The 17,641-nt window shown below is 57.2% G+C and carries 13 protein-coding genes; 4 read left to right on the plus strand and 9 right to left on the minus strand.

What is annotated here, in order from left to right; translation table 11 throughout:
* Positions 1-28 precede the first annotated feature (28 nt).
* The 5 genes from LG301_RS04975 to cysP all read right to left on the minus strand — a co-directional run bounded on the left by LG301_RS04975 (position 29) and on the right by cysP (position 4,567).
* Positions 29-622, minus strand: coding sequence for a YajG family lipoprotein (locus tag LG301_RS04975; protein ID WP_404473947.1), 594 nt, complete (start codon positions 620-622; stop codon positions 29-31).
* Positions 623-747: 125 nt separating this feature from the next.
* The gene (locus LG301_RS04980; protein ID WP_404473949.1) at positions 748-1,842 is read right to left on the minus strand and encodes a sulfate/molybdate ABC transporter ATP-binding protein; all 1,095 of its coding nucleotides are present in this window, start codon (positions 1,840-1,842) and stop codon (positions 748-750) included.
* Positions 1,839-2,666 (minus strand): sulfate ABC transporter permease subunit CysW, encoded by an 828-nt coding sequence (gene cysW, locus LG301_RS04985; RefSeq protein WP_404473951.1) that lies wholly within the window; start codon positions 2,664-2,666, stop codon positions 1,839-1,841. The genes LG301_RS04980 and cysW overlap by 4 nt, the downstream gene beginning before the upstream one ends.
* Entirely contained in the window at positions 2,666-3,457 is a 792-nt protein-coding gene (cysT, locus tag LG301_RS04990) for a sulfate ABC transporter permease subunit CysT (protein WP_404475175.1), read from the minus strand. Before cysT ends, cysW begins: the two co-directional genes overlap by 1 nt.
* 72 nt (positions 3,458-3,529) lie before the next feature.
* Entirely contained in the window at positions 3,530-4,567 is a 1,038-nt protein-coding gene (gene cysP, locus LG301_RS04995; RefSeq protein ID WP_404473953.1) for a thiosulfate ABC transporter substrate-binding protein CysP, read from the minus strand.
* Positions 4,568-4,772: 205 nt separating this feature from the next.
* Here cysP and rpe point away from each other — a divergent pair, with 205 nt between their 5' ends.
* On the plus strand, positions 4,773-5,474 hold the full coding sequence (gene rpe / locus LG301_RS05000; protein WP_404473955.1) for a ribulose-phosphate 3-epimerase: 702 nt from the start codon (positions 4,773-4,775) through the stop codon (positions 5,472-5,474).
* Positions 5,475-5,483: 9 nt separating this feature from the next.
* Here rpe and LG301_RS05005 read toward each other — a convergent pair whose 3' ends face one another.
* The gene (locus LG301_RS05005; RefSeq protein ID WP_404473957.1) at positions 5,484-6,782 is read right to left on the minus strand and encodes an NAD(P)/FAD-dependent oxidoreductase; all 1,299 of its coding nucleotides are present in this window, start codon (positions 6,780-6,782) and stop codon (positions 5,484-5,486) included.
* A gap of 141 nt (positions 6,783-6,923) precedes the next feature.
* On the opposite strand from LG301_RS05005, the gene LG301_RS05010 reads away from it, so the two are divergent.
* Entirely contained in the window at positions 6,924-7,592 is a 669-nt protein-coding gene (locus tag LG301_RS05010) for a phosphoglycolate phosphatase (protein WP_404473959.1), read from the plus strand.
* Positions 7,593-7,635: 43 nt separating this feature from the next.
* Here LG301_RS05010 and LG301_RS05015 read toward each other — a convergent pair whose 3' ends face one another.
* The gene (locus LG301_RS05015; RefSeq protein ID WP_404473961.1) at positions 7,636-8,550 is read right to left on the minus strand and encodes a metal ABC transporter substrate-binding protein; all 915 of its coding nucleotides are present in this window, start codon (positions 8,548-8,550) and stop codon (positions 7,636-7,638) included.
* Between the two features lie 345 nt (positions 8,551-8,895).
* Between LG301_RS05015 and LG301_RS05020 the strand changes: the two genes are divergently transcribed.
* Together LG301_RS05020 and fdhF are read left to right on the plus strand one after the other, a co-directional pair.
* Entirely contained in the window at positions 8,896-10,635 is a 1,740-nt protein-coding gene (locus LG301_RS05020; RefSeq protein WP_404473963.1) for an NADH-ubiquinone oxidoreductase-F iron-sulfur binding region domain-containing protein, read from the plus strand.
* A complete protein-coding gene (gene fdhF, locus LG301_RS05025; RefSeq protein WP_404473965.1) occupies positions 10,632-13,463 on the plus strand; it encodes a formate dehydrogenase subunit alpha in 2,832 nt (943 codons plus the stop codon). Before LG301_RS05020 ends, fdhF begins: the two co-directional genes overlap by 4 nt.
* Here fdhF and LG301_RS05030 read toward each other — a convergent pair.
* Positions 13,416-16,547: an efflux RND transporter permease subunit gene (locus LG301_RS05030; RefSeq protein ID WP_404473967.1), complete on the minus strand. Its 3,132-nt coding sequence runs from the start codon at positions 16,545-16,547 to the stop codon at positions 13,416-13,418. The two genes, fdhF and LG301_RS05030, sit on opposite strands and share 48 nt — an antisense overlap.
* Entirely contained in the window at positions 16,531-17,628 is a 1,098-nt protein-coding gene (locus LG301_RS05035) for an efflux RND transporter periplasmic adaptor subunit (protein WP_404473970.1), read from the minus strand. Before LG301_RS05035 ends, LG301_RS05030 begins: the two co-directional genes overlap by 17 nt.
* Positions 17,629-17,641: the final 13 nt, after the last annotated feature.

The following is a 17,641-nucleotide window of genomic DNA, read 5'->3' on the forward strand; positions in this document are numbered from 1 at the left end:
ATTGCGAATCGGTTTTGGTGCTCAAACATTAGCGAGCAAGCAGGCGGCCCAGCTCTGGGTCGCTGAACGCGCGGTTCAAGCCGTCGCTTAACAGGTCATTCAGCATACGTGTATTCGTGTCTTCGCCGGGCTTAATGGCATAGCCCTGGGTACGACGTGACGTGTAGGTGCCTGTATAAGTCGTGCCTTTATTTTCGGCAATCGCTCGAAACACCCCTTCAATGCGTGCTTCATCCACCAGCGGTTGGCCGCTGTCGCCACGGCCATAGTTGAGGCTGGCAAGTTCAAGCTTCAGCGTTGGGCGCCCCTGTGCAGCTTCGCGGGTAGGGTTGAACCCCATATCACGCACAGCGCGCTCGGCTTCTGCCTGCAAGCGTGGAATTAGCTCGTGGCTATTGACGGTAATTTGCGCGGTGGACATCGTACCGCCAGAGCGCGTCCCAATGACTTCACTGCTTCGCGCGTCTGATGCAATGACGGTGACTTGCTGTCCGGAACCCGTTTGCGGCACGCTCGCACTGCGTTCGGGGCTCAGCTGAAGGTATTGAGGGCTTGCACAGCCTGCCAGTAAAACACTGGCCAGCAGTGCCCCGGAAAAGCGTAAAAAGTGGCGCCGACGCATAGGGTTCTCCGCAGTCACCGTGGTGAAAGATCATCGCTCTTTAGAGCGTAACAGTATGCAAAAAAGCTGAGCCGATAATACGTTGGCGTATTTTTAAAAGCAAAGCCTAGCTCCAGCGCTGTCACTTATGCTGCCCGAGTGTGTTTCTCAGGGGCGGGTATATCTTCTTTAAATCGGTGCCACTGACGGGGGTGAGCAAACAGACGTTGCCCTCGGCGCATCTGAAGCTGCTCAAAATCCGCATGGCGCACCGTTGCAAGCCACGGTTTAGCCAGCCAGTCGGCTTCTAATTCGACACGCACTTCGGCACCTACCGGTGAGATAGCCGTAATGGTCACCGGCAGGTGGCTTTCAGCACTAGGCTGCAGAGCAAGGCGCACTTCATGCGGGCGTAGCAAGAGTTCTTCATCACCGTCAGGCAGGTCAACATTAAGATGAGCATCGCCGCAGGTGAGCACCCCTTGGCGTACCTTACCCTCTAAGTGATTAACATCGCCAAGAAATTCAAATACAAAACGGTTCTTGGGTGCGCGATAGAGCGTTTCAGGCGTGTCAATTTGTTCGATACGCCCGTTACTCATCACCACTACGCGGTCAGATAGCTCCAGTGCCTCTTCTTGATCGTGGGTAACAAATACGCTGGTAAAGTTAAGCTCTTCATGCAGGCGGCGCAGCCAGCGGCGCAGGTCTTGGCGTACCTTGGCATCCAGCGCCCCAAACGGCTCGTCTAGCAGCAGCACGTCAGGCTCTACGGCCAAGGCTCGAGCCAGCGATACACGCTGCTGCTGGCCGCCTGAGAGCTGGGCAGGCAAACGGTTTGCTAAATGCTGTAGCTGCACCATTTCTAGCAGCCTGAACACCCGTGCGCGAATCTCGCCGCTAGAGGGGCGGCGCTTTTTTGGCATCACGGTGAGGCCAAACGCTACGTTGTCGTAGACGCTCATATGGCGAAATAGCGCGTAGTGCTGAAACACAAAGCCAATACGGCGATCACGCACGTGAACGTTAGTGACATCGCGGTCGCCAAACAGAATTTTACCCGGCTGTGGCGAGCGGTCGGCGCTCTCTAGGCCCGCAATAATTCGCAGCAGAGTGGTTTTTCCTGAACCGGATGGGCCAAGGAGGCCGACTAATTCTCCTTCGTGAATATCCAGGTTAATCGGTTCAAGCGCCTGGGTATTGGCAAAGTGCTTTGCGATGTTCTGTAGGCGAATGCTCATAAAAATGCCTCCTGGCGCGATGCGCGCCATTCCAGGCCTGCCTTGGCCGCAAGGGTTAACAGGGCAATAAGGGCCAGCAGCGCAGCGCTCGAAAATGCGCCTACCGCGTTGTAATCCTGATAAAGCTGTTCAAGGTGCAGTGGTAAGGTGTTTGTCTTGCCACGAATAGCGCCTGCGACCACCGAAACGGCGCCAAATTCACCGACGGCGCGCGCGTTAGTGAGGATAATCCCGTACAGCAGCGCCCAGCGAATGTTCGGGAGCGTGACACGCCGAAAGGTCGTCCAGCCGCCAGCACCCAGCGTTACGGCGGCTTCCTCTTCTCGCGAGCCTTGGGCCTGCATCAGCGGAATCAGCTCGCGTGCCACGAAGGGGCAGGTGACGAAAATTGTCACCATTAAAATGCCTGGCCAAGCGAACATGAGCTGAATGTCGTGCGTGTCTAGCCAGCTGCCGATCCAGCCATTGCGACCATAGAGCAACAGATAAATAAGCCCGGCCACAACGGGGGAAACGGCAAACGGAATATCGATCAGCGTTTGCAGAATGCGTCGGCCTGGGAAGCTAAAGCGGGTCACTAGCCACGCAAGCGCGATGCCAAATACCAGACAAACTGGAATAGTCATCAGCGCGATAACAAGCGTGAGGCCAATGGCGTGCAGCGTGAAGGTATTGCTGACGTTGGCCCAAAAGACCATCACGCCTTGAGAAAACGCCTGGGCGAAAATGGCCACCAGCGGCAGCAGCAAAAATAGCGCTGATAACAGCAGTGCGGCGCCAATCAGTAAACGCCGCACAGCGGGTGCGTCACCAATCCTGCGCATTAGCCTTTTCCTCCATGCAAGCGGCGCACAAAGCGGCCTTGCCAAATATTGATTGCCAGCAGAAGGGCCAGTGACACAATAAGCACGACGGAGGCAATGGCCGAGGCGCCAGCGTAGTCATACTCCTGCAGTTTGACGAAGATCATCAGCGCAGTAATTTCCGTTTCGTAGGGCATATTGCCGGCGATAAAAATAATTGCCCCGAACTCACCCAGCGAGCGCACAAAGGCAAGCCCGGTGCCGGTAACCAGTGCCGGCCAGAGATGCGGCATAATCACCCGGCGAAACGCCACGCCGTCGCTGGCGCCAAGGGACATCGCGGCTTCATCCACTTCTGCAGGTAAGTCTTCCAGCACCGGCTGCACGGTACGCACCACAAAGGGAATGCTGGTAAACGCCATGGCCAGCGCAATGCCAACCCAGGTGTAGGCCACTTGGAAGCCGAGCGGCTCTAATAAGCGGCCCATCCAGCCGTTACCTGCATACAGCGTGGCCAGCGTGATGCCGGCGACTGCCGTAGGCAGCGCAAAGGGCAGATCCATTAAGGCATCTAAAAGACGCTTGCCGGGAAACTCGTAGCGCACAAGTACCCAGGCAAGTAGCAGGCCAAACACCGCATTCACCAGCGCCGCCACGGCCGCAGCGCCTATAGTGACCATATAGCTGGCCACCACACGGCCCTCGGTAATAATCGCGAAGTACTCGGCTAGGCTAAGCTCTGCCAACTGGCCAAATAGCCCGGTGATCGGGAGAAGGAGTACCAGCGAAATGAACAAAACGCTGATTCCCATCGATAGGCCAAAGCACGGCAGCACGCGTGCGCTGCCGGACCGCCATATTGCTAGCTGGCTCATGGGGTACCGTTAACGACGTTGGAGTTGATCAAGCAGAGCACCGCCTTCGAAATGGGTCTCCATTGCTTCTTCCCAGCTGCCAAACACATTTTCTACTTCAAACAGCTCGGTGTCGGGGAATTGATCGGCAAACTCGGCAACGACTGTTTCGTTGTGAACCCGGTAGTTAAAGCCCGCCAGTTGGCGCTGGGCATCTTCGCTGTACAAGTACTCAAGATACGCCTGAGCTAAGTCGCTATTGCCGTTGCGCTCTGCGTTAGGCTCAACCACTGCGACTGGGAACTCGGCCAGGACGCTGACCGGCGGCACGATGACTTCGTAATCATCGCTGCCGTACTCGCTACGGATGTTATTCACTTCCGACTCAAAGCTAATCAGCACATCGCCGATGCCGCGCTCGATAAAGCTGGTGGTAGCCCCTCGGCCGCCAGTATCAAAGACGGCTACGTTGCGCAGGAACGTGCGCATAAAGTCCTGGACTTGCTCTTCGTCACCGTCAAACGCGTTCTCGGCGAAGCCCCAGGCGGCTAGATAGGTATAGCGGCCGTTGCCAGAGGTTTTGGGGTTAGGGAAGACCATTTGCACGTCTTCTTTCACGAGGTCATCCCAGCTTTCAATCCCTTTCGGGTTGTCTTTGCGGACCAAGAACGCGGTAGTGGAATAGTAGGGTGAGGCATTGTTATCAAACGCGTCCTGCCAGTCTTCAGCCACTAGGCCTGCATCGGCCAGTACCTGAACGTCGGTGACCTGGTTGAACGTTACCACGTCGGCACGCAGGCCCTGCATGATGGCACGGGCCTGGGCAGAGGAACCACCGTGGGATTGGCTAATGGCGATCTCTTCGCCGTGCTCTTCTTGCCACCAGGCTTGAAACTCTGGATTGATAGCGCTGAAAAGCTCGCGGGCGATATCGTAGGAAGAGTTCAACAGCTCGCGCTCTTGGGCAGCGGCAGTGCCGGATATAGCGGCGCTGGCCACCGTTACGCCCAGTGCAATGGATAGCAGGCTGCGGCGGAAAAGAGGGCGTGAAAAGGTAGGTAAAGGCATGGCAAGTTCCTTAGATTCGGGGCGATGTTGTCGCAATGGCACTAAGGTTATACCTGTGATTGTGGAATTACAATTGTGTTTTATATTCTTTTTAAGAATATAGGTGTGTGTCTTTGTGCAGGGTGCCCCCTTCAGCAAGATGGGGCTTCGAGGGTGGCTCTGGTAAGATATAGGCTTACTTCTCCTGGCCACCAAGGAACCCACTATGTCCGCTGCGCACGACTTTCTGATTGCCCCTTCGATTCTCTCCGCTAATTTTGCGCGGCTTGGCGAGGAGGTCGATAACGTGTTGGCCGCCGGTGCTGATATTGTTCACTTCGACGTAATGGACAACCACTACGTGCCGAACCTGACCATCGGGCCAATGGTGTGCAAGGCGCTGCGCCAACACGGCGTGACAGCGCCTATTGATGTGCATCTGATGGTCAAGCCGGTTGACCGTATGATTGGTGATTTTAGTGAGGCCGGGGCGAGTTACATCACGTTTCACCCGGAAGCCTCTGAGCATGTAGATCGCTCGCTACAGCTGATTCGCGATAGTGGCTGTAAAGCGGGGCTGGTGTTTAACCCAGCGACTCCGCTTTCGTACCTTGATTACGTGATGGACAAAATCGACATGGTGCTGCTTATGAGCGTGAACCCAGGCTTCGGCGGCCAGTCGTTTATTCCTGGTACCCTGGATAAACTGCGCGAAGCGCGGGCGCGTATTGATGCATCTGGTCGGCCAATTCGCTTAGAGATCGACGGCGGCGTGAAAGTCGACAACATTGCCGACATCGCCGCTGCTGGTGCCGACACGTTTGTGGCCGGCTCAGCGATTTTTAGCGCCCATCAATCCAGCGACCCCCATGGTTATGACAGCGTGATTCAGCAGATGCGCAACGAGCTGGCAAAGGCGCAGGGCTAAGACAACCCTTTAATGAAGCTTCATGCGGGGTTTCAGGTAGCGGTTTAACTTATCAACTAGCCAGGCCAGCCCAGTTTTAGGGGCGCCATGAATAGAGAGCTGGTGCATGCGGTAGAGCGACGCATAGGCCTGACGCGCCAGCCAGCCCTCTAAAAATAGCCCCTTTGAGGCAGAGCTGCGCATTAAGTTGCCCACTGCATCGTAGCGAGCCAGCGACACCAGCGAGCCGTGGTCGCGGTATACAAAGTCTCTCAAAGGCTTTTCTTCTAGCGCGTTGACCATGTTTTTAGCCAGCAGCTTGGCTTGCTGGTGGGCGGCCTGGGCGCGGGGTGGCACAGTGCTGTCCTTCCCTTGAGGGCAGCTAGCGCAATCGCCCATGGCAAAGATATGCGGGTCATCAACGCTCTGCAGCGTTTGGTGTACGCTAATCTGGTTTTTCTTATTGGTGGTTAGGCCGAGTGCAGCCAAAAATGGCGGGGCTTTAATCCCTGCTGCCCACACGTTCAAATCGGTTTCGATCACATGCCCATCGCCGGTGACTAACTGATATGCCTCTGCCTGTTGGATCGCCGTGTCGACATGCACCTGCACGCCCATGCTCTCTAACTCTTGCTTAACGGTATGACCAATTCGCTCAGAAAGAGCGGGCAGTAAGCGTGGCGCAGCTTCAATTAAATGCACGCTAATGTTCTGGTGGTCGAGGGCCGTAACGCCATAGGCATTAAGCAAGCGCGAGGCATCTAACAGTTCTGCAGAAAGCTCAACGCCGGTCGCGCCGCCCCCCACAATGCCAATAGTGAGTTGAGTATGCTGGCGCAGTGCTGGATCGGTATAGCGTAAAAAGGTGTTAATCATGTGATGCTGAAACGCCTTAGCTTGCTGGGGCGAGTCTATAAAGTGGCAGTGTTCTGCGACACCTTCCGTACCAAAATCGTTTGAAACACTGCCGAGCGCTAGCACAAGATGATCGTAGGTGAGCTCGCGGGCGGGCAGGACTTCATCGCCGTCCTCATCCAAAATGGGGGAAAGTTGAATGACCTTTTTATCGCGATCAACGCCTTCCAGCGAGCCGCGCTGGTAGCGGTAGTGGTGGGCACTTGAGTGTCCTCGGTAATCGACTTCATCCATACTGGAGTTAAGCGCGCCGGTTGCCAGCTCATGCAGAAGTGGCTTCCATACATGGGTGGCGTTGCGGTCCAGTAAGATAATCTCTGCGCGCTGTTTTTTACCGAGTGTTTTACCCAGGCGTGTGGCGAGGGCTAACCCGCCTGCACCACCGCCAACGATCACAATTCGTGGTATCGCCATTCTGCTCTCCTTGCTAATTATAGCCACAGCATAGAACCTTCTAGCCTGCCTGACGACGTGCTAAACGGGTAAGATAATAAAAGTAATGGGAATGGCGGTAAGTCAGTAGCGCCTCACGAGGCCTAATAGGAGAACAGCAGCGTGCACACCATTTTGCAGGGCAAGCGGTTAATTGCTTTTGATTTAGACGGCACCTTGATTGATTCAGTGCCGGATCTGGCGGTAGCCGTCCAAAACGCGCTGAATGAGGTTGGCCTAACAGCGCCCAGCGAAGAGCACGTGCGCGACTGGGTGGGTAACGGCGCGCCGGTGTTAGTGGAGCGAGCGCTAACCTGGGCGACTGAGCAGGCACCGGATCAAGCCTTACAAGCCAGTGCGTATGACGCTTTTATGCGCCACTACAGCGCTGCACCCAATGCGCTTACTCAGCTTTATCCTGGGGTACAGTCAACGCTCAAAGCTTTGCACGAAAAAGGCTATGCGCTGGTGTTAATCACTAACAAGCCCGAACGTTTTATCGCGCCTATCTTAAGTCACTTTGAACTGCTACCGCTGTTTGCCCTTTGCCTGGGCGGCGATACTCTGGACGAGAAAAAGCCCAGCCCGTTACCGTTGTTACACGCTGCTCAAACGTTGGATATTCCGCCTTCAGCCAGCGTGATGGTCGGCGACTCCCGTCACGATATAGCGGCAGGCAAAGCCGCGGGCTTTACCACCGTGGCGTTGCCCTATGGCTATAACCACGGCGAGCCAATAGCGCAGAGCCAGCCTGACCTGTTAATTAGCTCACTGCTGGCACTGACCGAATAATCTGCGTTAGCGCTTACGTGTTCACGCTAAATAGAAGAAATGCTCACTCTGGTCGCGCCCCGCCTAGCCCTTCGTGGAGCTGCTCCACGTTTTGGCGCAGCATGGCAGGGTAGTTGTAAGCAGGGCTGTCGCTCGCACCCAGCGTGTCCACATAAAGCGGGCCTTTAAGGCTTACGTTTATCTCTCGGGCAAGAGCGTCCATATGGATACACGGCACCGTGCTTTCATAAAACAGCGCCTGAGGGCGTTTTTCCACCAAACGCCTACTCATGGCCGCCATCGCTTGAGCACTGCCAAATGTTTCATGATTGACACCCCAAATAGCGTCGTACTCAAACCCATAGGCGCGCGCAAAATAGTGCATGCCTGCCTCACTGGTTACCAGTTGGCGATTGGTTTGGGGGATACCTTGCAAGCGCTCTAACAGCTGCTGGTCTAGCTGCGCTAGCGCCTCATGAGCGTCTTTAGCCCGCGCGTTAAACGCTTCGGCATGTTCGGGGTAGTGGTCGCTTAGCGTTTGCGCAATCACATCGATGTAAGCGGCTGCCCCTTTGGGGTCCATCCACATATGGGGGTTCGTGCTCCCTTTAAACTGACCCATTGTAAGGGGCAGCGGGGCGTAGTCGGCGTTTTCGGCGATGGCCGTAAGGGTTAGGTTGTCGTGGGCCATCGCTTCTACATGGCGCATCCATGGCTCTAAGCCAAAACCGTTGTAAAAAATAATGTCTGCTTCTTCAATGGCGAGCACATTGGGGGGCGTCAGCTCCCAGCGGTGAACATCTTCCTCCGGCGGGATAAGGTTAGTAATAGTGATATCGCTACCCGCCACCCGCTCAACGAGGTCCTCAATGACACTAAATGAAGTGATTATTTTGAAAGAGTTGCCGCCAAACGCTTGCGTCGCGTTTAGAGCGGTTATTAATAAGAGCGTGATGATCCAAGGTGCTCGTTTATCCATGTCACGCTCCTAACTTATCCTATTAAAAAGACGGCAGATAATAGAGATTACCTACGTACGTTGCCAGTAACATTCCCATGAGAGAGCCGTCTGGCAGCGTGCCGCATTGCACCAGTGTAATGCCTTGGTTTCACTAACGTGAGTTAAGCTCTATGCTTTTAAAACGCTGTTTAGCACTACTACGACCCGTCAGGTGGCTGCATGTTGCAGACGGCTGTGATGAAAAATGTCGGTTTATACATTTTCGTGTGAAAACTAGCTGCATTATGTGACTGGCCAGTAATCCTCTGATGGGCTAGCAACTTTTGCAGATGGCCCTTTTAAATAGCCTTTGGATAGCGTGCTATGACGTCTTATTCTCACTCTACGCATCGTCGCCGCCGTGGTTACCCGAAAGGGCGCGATGTGGCTCCTGTTGCGCTGGCGGCACTGCGCAGTCTATTAGGCGATGAACGCCTTAATGCACGTTTGCAACAGCGTGATCTACTGATTGAGCATCTACACGCTATTCAGGATGCCCACGGCCACTTATCGCTTGTGGAACTGCGCGCCCTGGCAGCCTATATGAACCTGCCCATGGCAGCGGTGTATGAGACGGCGACATTCTATGCCCATTTCGATGTGGTGCACGACCACCAACCGCCCCCGCCGGATACCACGATTCGCGTCTGTGATTCTCTTTCCTGCCAATTAGCGGGGGCCAGTGCGCTGCACAAAGCATTAGAGGCCCGCGTCGATCCTGACTGTGTGCGGGTGATCCGTGCCCCTTGCATGGGGCGCTGCGATACGGCACCCGTGGCTGAAGTGGGCCACCACCATGTGTTATACGCCACTGCCGATGGCGTCGAGGCGGTCGTAGATACGGGCCACTTTCACCCTGAAGCGATTATTTGGCAGCGGCTTGATGCCTACCAGCAGGCTGGCGGTTACCAGTTACTGGCCAATGTCCGCAGCGGTAAGGTCAGCATTGATGATGTGCTGCAGGCGCTTGAAGTCTCGGGCCTGCGAGGCTTGGGGGGCGCGGGCTTCCCTACGTTTAAAAAGTGGCAGGCGGTGCGCCAAGCCGCCGGGCCGCGCTACTGTGTGATTAACGCTGATGAGGGCGAGCCGGGGACGTTTAAAGACCGCTATCACTTAGAGCGTGCGCCGCATCAGTTTCTTGAGGGCGCGCTGATTAGCGCTTGGGCGATAGAGGCCGAGGCTCTCTATATCTATCTGCGCGACGAGTACCCTGGCCTGCACCGCGTGCTCCATGAGGCGACTGCGGAGCTTGAGAAGGCGGGCATCGTCGCGCCTGGATTCATCATCATGCGCCGGGGCGCGGGCGCTTATATCTGTGGCGAGGAGTCGGCGCTGATTGAATCCTTGGAAGGCAAGCCGGGTAAGCCGCGCCACCGCCCGCCTTACGTAGCCCAACAAGGGCTTTTTGGCCGCCCCACGCTGGTCAATAACGTTGAAACCGTCTACTGGATTGCGCCCATTTGGCATAAAGGCGCTGAGTGGTTTGCCGGACATGGGCGCAACAGTAGGCGCGGTTTACGCAGTTTTTCCGTCTCCGGGCGAGTGAAAAAGCCCGGCGTGTACCTGGCACCTGCGGGTATCACGCTACGCGAGTTGATAGAGGAGTATGCGGGCGGCATGGCGGAAGGGCATTCGCTGGCTGCATATCTACCCGGCGGTGCATCGGGCGGTATTCTCCCCGCCAGTAAAGCGGATTTGCCGCTGGATTTTGATACGTTACAGGCGCACGGCAGTTTTATTGGGTCAGCGGCGATTATCGTGCTCTCTGAGCAAGATAATCTTCAGGCGGTGGCCACCAACCTGCTGGCTTTTTTTGCCGATGAGTCTTGCGGGCAGTGCACGCCTTGTCGGGTAGGCACCGAGAAAATGCTTAGCCTGCTAGAGCGTCCTCAGTGGGACGTACAGGCGCTCACTCGACTGGCGCAGGTGATGCAGGACGCCTCGATTTGCGGCCTGGGGCAAGCGGCACCGAACCCTGTGTTAGGACTACTTAAGGATTTCCGCCCTGCGCTCGCCCAGCAGCAGATTATCGTCAGCGATGCCGCTGAAGGGAGTGCACCATGACCGCTTCGTTCACTATTGTCTTGGATGATCAAGAAGTCACTGCCTATCCCGGAGAATCCCTTTGGCAGGTAGCCAAGCGCGCTGGAGAGACCATTCCCCACCTCTGCTTTAAAGATGCCCCCGGCTACCGCGCCGATGGCAACTGCCGTGCCTGTATGGTGGAAGTGGGAGGCGAGCGAGTGCTGGCGGCAAGCTGTATCCGCGAGGCCAAGCCCGACATGGTGGTGCGCAGCGCCCACTCGCCCCGTGCCATACAAGCCCGTGAAACCGTGCTGGAACTGCTGATGGCCGACCAGCCCAACCGCGCCCTAAGCCCTGACCGCTCCAGCCACTTCTGGGAAGTAGCCGACCAGTTAGCGGTTGACGAAGCGGCCGTTAAGTCATGGCTGCCGCCACGACGTAAAGCAGCCGTCAGCCATGCGGCGGCGGCGCCACAGGTGAGCCAGCCAGATACCAGCCACCCGGCGATGCATGTCAACTTGGACGCATGCATTACCTGTAACCTGTGCGTGCGCGCCTGCCGCGAGGTGCAGAGTAACGATGTCATCGGCATGGCGCAGCGGGGCGCCGCCGCCACCGTGGTATTCGATTTTGCCGACCCGATGGGCCAGAGCACCTGCGTGGGCTGCGGCGAGTGCGTGCAGGCGTGCCCCACCGGCGCGTTGATGCCTGCCACCGTTGTCAATGCCCAAGGTCAGGGCGATTCTCAAAGCCAGCGGCAGGTGGATTCCGTGTGCCCCTACTGCGGGGTGGGCTGCCAGCTGACGTATCATATTAACGACGATGCCTTGGCTTATGTGGAAGGGCGCAACGGCCCCGCTAACCAGAACCGCCTGTGCGTGAAAGGCCGGTTTGGGTTTGATTACGTGAGCCATCCCGCACGGCTGACCAAGCCACTGATACGTCTGCCCAGTATTCCCAAGGCGCTCGACCCTTCCTTTGACCCCGCCAATCCTTTCAGCCACTTTCGCGAGGCCAGCTGGGACGAAGCGCTGGAAATCGCGGCGGGCGGCCTGATGGCAGTTAAGCAGGCGCAAGGGCCAAAAGCGCTGGCGGGCTTTGGCAGCGCCAAGTGCTCCAACGAAGAGGCGTGGCTGTTCCAGAAGCTGGTGCGTACCGGTTTTGGCAGCAATAACGTGGACCACTGCACGCGGCTTTGCCATGCCAGCTCCGTCGCGGCGCTGATGGAGTGCTTAGGCTCAGGCGCGGTGACCGCTTCGTTTATGCAGGCGCTGGAAGCTGACGTGGTGATCCTCACCGGCTGCAACCCGGCGGTGAATCACCCCGTGGCGGCAACATTCTTCAAGCAGGCAGCCAAGCGGGGCACTGAGATCATTATTCTCGACCCTCGCGGGCAAGCGTTGGACGCTTATGCCAGCATGAGCGTGCGCTTTACACCGGGGGCAGATGTATCGCTGTTCAACGCGCTGCTCCACGTGATTATCGCGGAAGGCCTGTATAACCAAACCTACATCGACGCCCACACCGAAGGCTTTGAAGCGCTCAAGCAGAGCGTGGCTCACAGCACACCGGACGCCATGAGTACGCTGTGCGGCGTTGCCCCCGACACCATTCGTGAGGTGGCACGCCGCTACGCCAAGGCTGAAAAAGCGATGATTTTCTGGGGGATGGGCATTTCCCAGCATACCCACGGCACCGACAACGCCTGCTGCCTGATTTCGCTGGCACTGGCCTGCGGCCATACCGGCCGCCCCGGCACGGGCCTGCACCCGCTACGCGGTCAAAATAACGTGCAGGGTGCCTCGGATGCGGGGCTGATTCCCATGGTGCTGCCGGATTACCAGCCAGTAGGCGATAGCCAGCTGCGCGCCGCGTTTGAAGAGCTATGGAACACGCCGCTGAGCGATGAGCCTGGGCTGACGGTGGTGGAAGTAATGAATGCGATTCACGCAGGCGAGGTGCGCGGTATGTACATTTTGGGTGAAAACCCAGCGATGTCTGACCCGGATCTTACCCACGCCCGCGCTGCGCTGGGTAAGCTTGAGCATTTGGTGGTGCAGGATCTGTTTATCACCGAAACCGCTCAGTTCGCGGACGTGATTCTGCCTGCTTCTGCGTGGCCCGAAAAAGACGGCACCGTGACCAATACCAACCGCCAAGTACAGCTGGGCAGGGCGTCCTTACCGCTGCCAGGAGAAGCCAAGCCGGATTGGTGGATTATCCAAGAGATCGCTAACCGCTTTGGGCTGGGCTGGCGCTATCAGCACCCGCAAGAAGTGTTTGCCGAAATGCAGCAGGGTATGCACTCGTTCAACCATATTAGCTGGGAGCGGCTAGCGCGAGAGCACTCCGTGACGTACCCCTGCCCAGCCGAGGACACGCCCGGCCAGGATGTGGTCTTTAGCGACGCCTTTCCGCGGGCTGGCGGGCTGGCTAAATTCGCCCCCACGCGCCCGCTGCCGCCGGACGAGCCAGTGGATGACGAGTACCCCACGGTGCTCACCACGGGCCGCCAGTTGGAGCATTGGCATACGGGTTCGATGACGCGGCGTGCCCAGGTGCTCGACGCCCTAGAGCCAGAAGCGGTCGCCAGCCTTTCACCGGGTGAACTCCATCGCCTGGGGGTGGCACCGGGCGAGAAGCTCACCATTACCACGCGGCGCGGAACGATAACGCTGACCGCCAGAGTGGACGACAAAATCCCCGATGGGATGGTGTTTGTGCCGTTTGCCTACGTCGAGGCCGCCGCCAATCTACTCACCAACCCGGCCCTGGACCCCTACGGCAAAATACCCGAGTTCAAGTACGCCGCCTGCCGTTTAACGGCGGAGCTTGCCACCGATCACCAGCATGCAGGGTGTGAGTAGCAGCGTAAGCCCAGTGGCGAAGGTGAGGCCACCGGCGATGGCGCTGGACATCTGGGTCCACCACTGGGCGGAAGGGGCGTTAAAGCCAAGGGCTGGGGCAAACAGATTCACGTTAATGCCCAACACCATGGGCATTAGCCCCAGCACCGTGGTAATCGCCGTCAGCAGTACCGGGCGCAGGCGCAAACAGCCCGCTTCCAGCGCTGCTTCTGTGGGCGTCATGCCATTGCCCCGCAGCTCGTTGTAGGTATCAATCAATACGATATTGTTGTTGACCACAATGCCTGCCAGGGCAATAACCCCCATGCCCACCATAACAATGCCAAAGGCCTGGCCGGTAATCAGCAGGCCCATCAGTACCCCAGCCGTTGAGAACACAATGGCAGATAGCACCAGTGCCGCTTGATAGTAGCTATTGAACTGGGTGACTAAGATGAGCGCCATGAGGCCAATGGCAATTAAAAAGGCGCTAATCAAAAACTGCATCGCTTCTTGCTGGTCTTCCTGCTCCCCGGCCACGTTCACCATTAAGCCATTGGGCAGTTGGCCTTCGCCCGCTGAAAGCAGCGCCCGCAAGCGCTCGTCGGCAAGGTAACCGGGGGCTAAATCTGCCTCAAGGGTAATCGCCCGACGCCCGTCAATGCGGTTTAGCGTGCCGACTTTAGGCGCCGGGGTAATCGTGACAAAGTGAGAGATAGGCACTTGGCCGCGCGGGGTATTAAGGGTTAACCGCTCAAGTTGATCCAGCGATCGCCATGACTCGGGCAGACGAACGCGAATATCCACTTCATCGCTCACCGTAGGCGGGCGGTAGCTAGCTACCTGCAGCCCTGTGGTCAGCAGCTGTACGGCACTGCCAATGGTCGTAATGTCGGTGCCCATGCGGGCAGCGGCTTCACGGTCAACGTTCACCCGCCACTCCACCCCCGGCAGGCTGCGGTTGTCCTGAATGTCGGTAAACCCGCCCAGCTCGCGCATAAGCCCCACGAGTTGATTAACCCCCGCATCGGCAATGTCTGGGTCGGTGGCGCTTATCTCTAGCACAATGGGTTTGCCGCCACCGGGACCCATCTCCTGCTCCTGAAACTCCAGTGTGATGCCAGGTATGTCTCGGGTGCGCTCGGCCATATCGTCTAATATCGCTTGTGCAGGGCGGCGCTGGTACCAATCCACAAACTGAAACTGCAGCACGCCCACCACATCACTTCCCATCTGCTGGTCGGGCACCGCAAATGAACGGGCATAGAGCGCTTCTACCTCGCTCATTCCACCCAGGTGATTTTCCACTCGCTGCAAGATGGCATCGGCTTCCAGGGCAGAGAAGTCGCCCCGGGCGCGAACTACTACCTGGGCGCTGTCTGGTTCCACGTTGGGAAAGAAGTCCACCCCGTGATTAAAGCGCGCATAGCCCGTGTAGAGCAGGGCGATCAGCAGCAGGGCGAACAGCAGTACCCAGCTCGGGTGTTGGAGCAGTCGCGCTAACAGGCTGCGATAGTGGCGCCCAAGGGCCGTGCTTTCGGGGTTGGCGGTTCTCTCGCTGGTGGCGGCTTCTTCGTTAGAGGCTGGCGTGTCTGAAGCCGACTCATCAGATGCTGGTTTCGCAGAAACTGCTTTGGCAGGGCGAGTCACCAGCCGCCCAAGCGTAGGTAGAAATATAAGCGCCATGGCCAGCGATGCCAGCAAGCATAAAATCACCGTAGCGGGCAGGTACTTCATAAACTGCCCCACCATACCTGGCCAGAATAGCAGCGGTACAAACACCGCCAATGTTGTTGCCGTTGAGGCAATGACCGGCCAACTCATGCGTGACGCCGCGTTCAGCCACGCCTGATGGGACGGCTGACCCTCATGCAAATGGCGGTCGGCCAGTTCACTAACCACAATGGCGCCATCCACCAGCATGCCAGCCACTAAGATCAACGCGAATAGCACCACAATGTTGAGCGTAAAGCCAAAGGCCCATACCAGTAGAATGCCGGTTAAAAATGCCCCCGGAATGGTTAAACCCACCAGCAGTGCCATGCGCCAGCCCATCACCGCCACGACCACAATCAGCACTAGCACCACGGCGGTCAGTACGTTATTTAACAGCTCTGAGAGCATGTTCTGTACCGTGACTGATTCATCCAAAATAGTGGTAATGCTGAGCTGTTCTGGAAGCAGATCGCCTGCCAGGGCAAAGCGTTCCCGCACAGCCTCGATAGTGGCGATAATATTGGCCCCGGCTCGCTTGGAGGTTTCCAGTACCACGGCGGGTTCGCCATCAATGCGCGCAAAACCTTGGGGCTCTTTGTAGGTAGGGTGAATCCAAGCCACATCGCCGAAAGTGACCACTTGATCGCCCTCAACTTTGACCGGCATCTGCATCACATCATCCAGGGATTCGATAATGCCCGGTACCTTCAGCGCTAAACGCCCTGCGCCGGTGTCTAAGCTGCCCGCCGCTACTAATCGATTATTACGCGATACCTGATTAAACAGCGTGTCAAAATCAACGCCGTAGCTCTCTAGCACCAAAGGGTCGACGACGATTTCCAGCAGGTCTTCCCGCTCCCCGGCAATATCAACTTCCAGCACATTGGCGATGCCCTCAATCTCTTCTTTCAGGCGCCGGGCAATCGTAATGCGCTCGCGGGTATCTAGCTGTCCAGAAAGGCCAATAGTCAGCACCGGAAATTCCGAAACGTTCACTTCCATCACCCGGGGCTCTTCAGCTTCATCTGGCAAACTGCTGCGGGCAATGTCTACACGTTCACGTACATCACTAAGCGCTGTATCAGGATCAAAGCCAGGATCAAACTCCAGCGTCACTGCCGCATGGCCTTCGCTGGACTGTGCGGTGAATTTGCGCAGCCCTTCAATCCCCCGTAGCTCCTGCTCCATGGGACGAACTAAAAGCCGCTCTCCATCTTCGGGACTAACCCCCTCTAGCGAAAGCGAAACGTAAATAATTGGGATAGTAACGTCGGGGTTAGCTTCTTTAGGAATGGTTAGCCAGGCAGCGATGCCCGCTAGCAGTAACCCCATCAGGAGTAATAGCGTGGTGCGCGTGTGGATGAGCGCTGCATTAATGAGTTGGCGCATGACCACCTTCCTGGCGGCTGGCAGGGACGGGGGTGACGGTGTCGCCTGGGGCAACTAACCCCGCGCCTAACGTGATTAATGTCAGCGGGTCGGGTAAGCCGGTGACATAAGCGCGTTCGATATCGGCGCTTACCAGTTCAATGGCCGTTTGGGCCACCTGATTGTCATCGACTACATGCTTAACCGCCAACTGGCCTTGTTCGTTTAGGCTAAAAAGCGCGGGGGAGAGGGTATGCACAGAGCGCGGTGGCAGGGTAATGGTGAACTCCGCGCTGCCCCCTGCCAAACGTTGCCGGTCAGGGTTGTCCAGGGTGGCTTCGATATAAAAGGTACGGGTGGCTTCTTCAGCTCGGCTACTGATGTGGGTTATCTCACCGGTTAACGCGCGCCCGTTTAACAGCCGTGCGGTGACCGGTAGGCCAACGCTAAGTTCGCCAACTTGCTGCTGAGAGACCCAAGCTGTGCCGGTTAAACGGCGGTCGTCAATTAAGCGGCCCCACTCTTCGCCGGGCTGCAGTAGGTCGCCTACTTCAACCTGAACCCTGTCTAGCACGCCTGTAAAAGGGGCGGTAGGGCGGGTGTCGCTCAGCTTTTTTTCCAGCTGGGCTACCTGGGCGGCACTGGCGCTTAACGCGCTCTGCAGGCGCAGCAGTTCTGGCTGCGAAATCAGCTCCCGGCGGCGTAAATTTTGGGCGCCTGCTAATTCGGCTTCTGCTACGGCCAGCTCATCCCGTGCCTGTGTTAGGCGCTCGGGTAGCGCCTCGCTATCCAGCACTAGCAGGGTATCGCCCTGTGCCACGGTTACCCCTTGACCGACAGGCTTTTCCGCCACAAAGCCTGTCACGCTAGCGCGTAAGGTGGTGTCGCGTTCGGCGGATAATTGGCCTTGGATAACCTGCTGGGGAATGTAAGGGGTGCTTTGCTGAACCGTTACCTCTACCTGTGGAAACGCTTCGCTTTGCGTTTGGCTGCTCTCAGGTGGTGTATTTTGAAAGCGCTGAAAATCGCCCAAGGCAAGCCATATGACCAGTACCAGGACCAGCAGGCTGGCCAAGGCATAAGAGTAGGGAATTCGTCGCATGGGGCTGCTATAT

Origin of the sequence: Vreelandella venusta (genome assembly GCF_044809155.1) — a bacterium.
GTDB lineage: Bacteria > Pseudomonadota > Gammaproteobacteria > Pseudomonadales > Halomonadaceae > Vreelandella > Vreelandella venusta_B.

Coding starts and splice junctions, on each gene's coding strand:
- LG301_RS04975 (WP_404473947.1), bottom strand. CDS start 622: ATGCGTCGGCGCCACTTTTTACGCTTTTCCGGGGCACTGCTGGCCAGT.
- LG301_RS04980 (WP_404473949.1), bottom strand. CDS start 1,842: ATGAGCATTCGCCTACAGAACATCGCAAAGCACTTTGCCAATACCCAG.
- cysW (WP_404473951.1), bottom strand. CDS start 2,666: ATGCGCAGGATTGGTGACGCACCCGCTGTGCGGCGTTTACTGATTGGC.
- cysT (WP_404475175.1), bottom strand. CDS start 3,457: ATGGGAATCAGCGTTTTGTTCATTTCGCTGGTACTCCTTCTCCCGATC.
- cysP (WP_404473953.1), bottom strand. CDS start 4,567: ATGCCTTTACCTACCTTTTCACGCCCTCTTTTCCGCCGCAGCCTGCTA.
- rpe (WP_404473955.1), top strand. CDS start 4,773: ATGTCCGCTGCGCACGACTTTCTGATTGCCCCTTCGATTCTCTCCGCT.
- LG301_RS05005 (WP_404473957.1), bottom strand. CDS start 6,782: ATGGCGATACCACGAATTGTGATCGTTGGCGGTGGTGCAGGCGGGTTA.
- LG301_RS05015 (WP_404473961.1), bottom strand. CDS start 8,550: ATGGATAAACGAGCACCTTGGATCATCACGCTCTTATTAATAACCGCT.
- LG301_RS05020 (WP_404473963.1), top strand. CDS start 8,896: ATGACGTCTTATTCTCACTCTACGCATCGTCGCCGCCGTGGTTACCCG.
- fdhF (WP_404473965.1), top strand. CDS start 10,632: ATGACCGCTTCGTTCACTATTGTCTTGGATGATCAAGAAGTCACTGCC.
- LG301_RS05030 (WP_404473967.1), bottom strand. CDS start 16,547: ATGCGCCAACTCATTAATGCAGCGCTCATCCACACGCGCACCACGCTA.
- LG301_RS05035 (WP_404473970.1), bottom strand. CDS start 17,628: ATGCGACGAATTCCCTACTCTTATGCCTTGGCCAGCCTGCTGGTCCTG.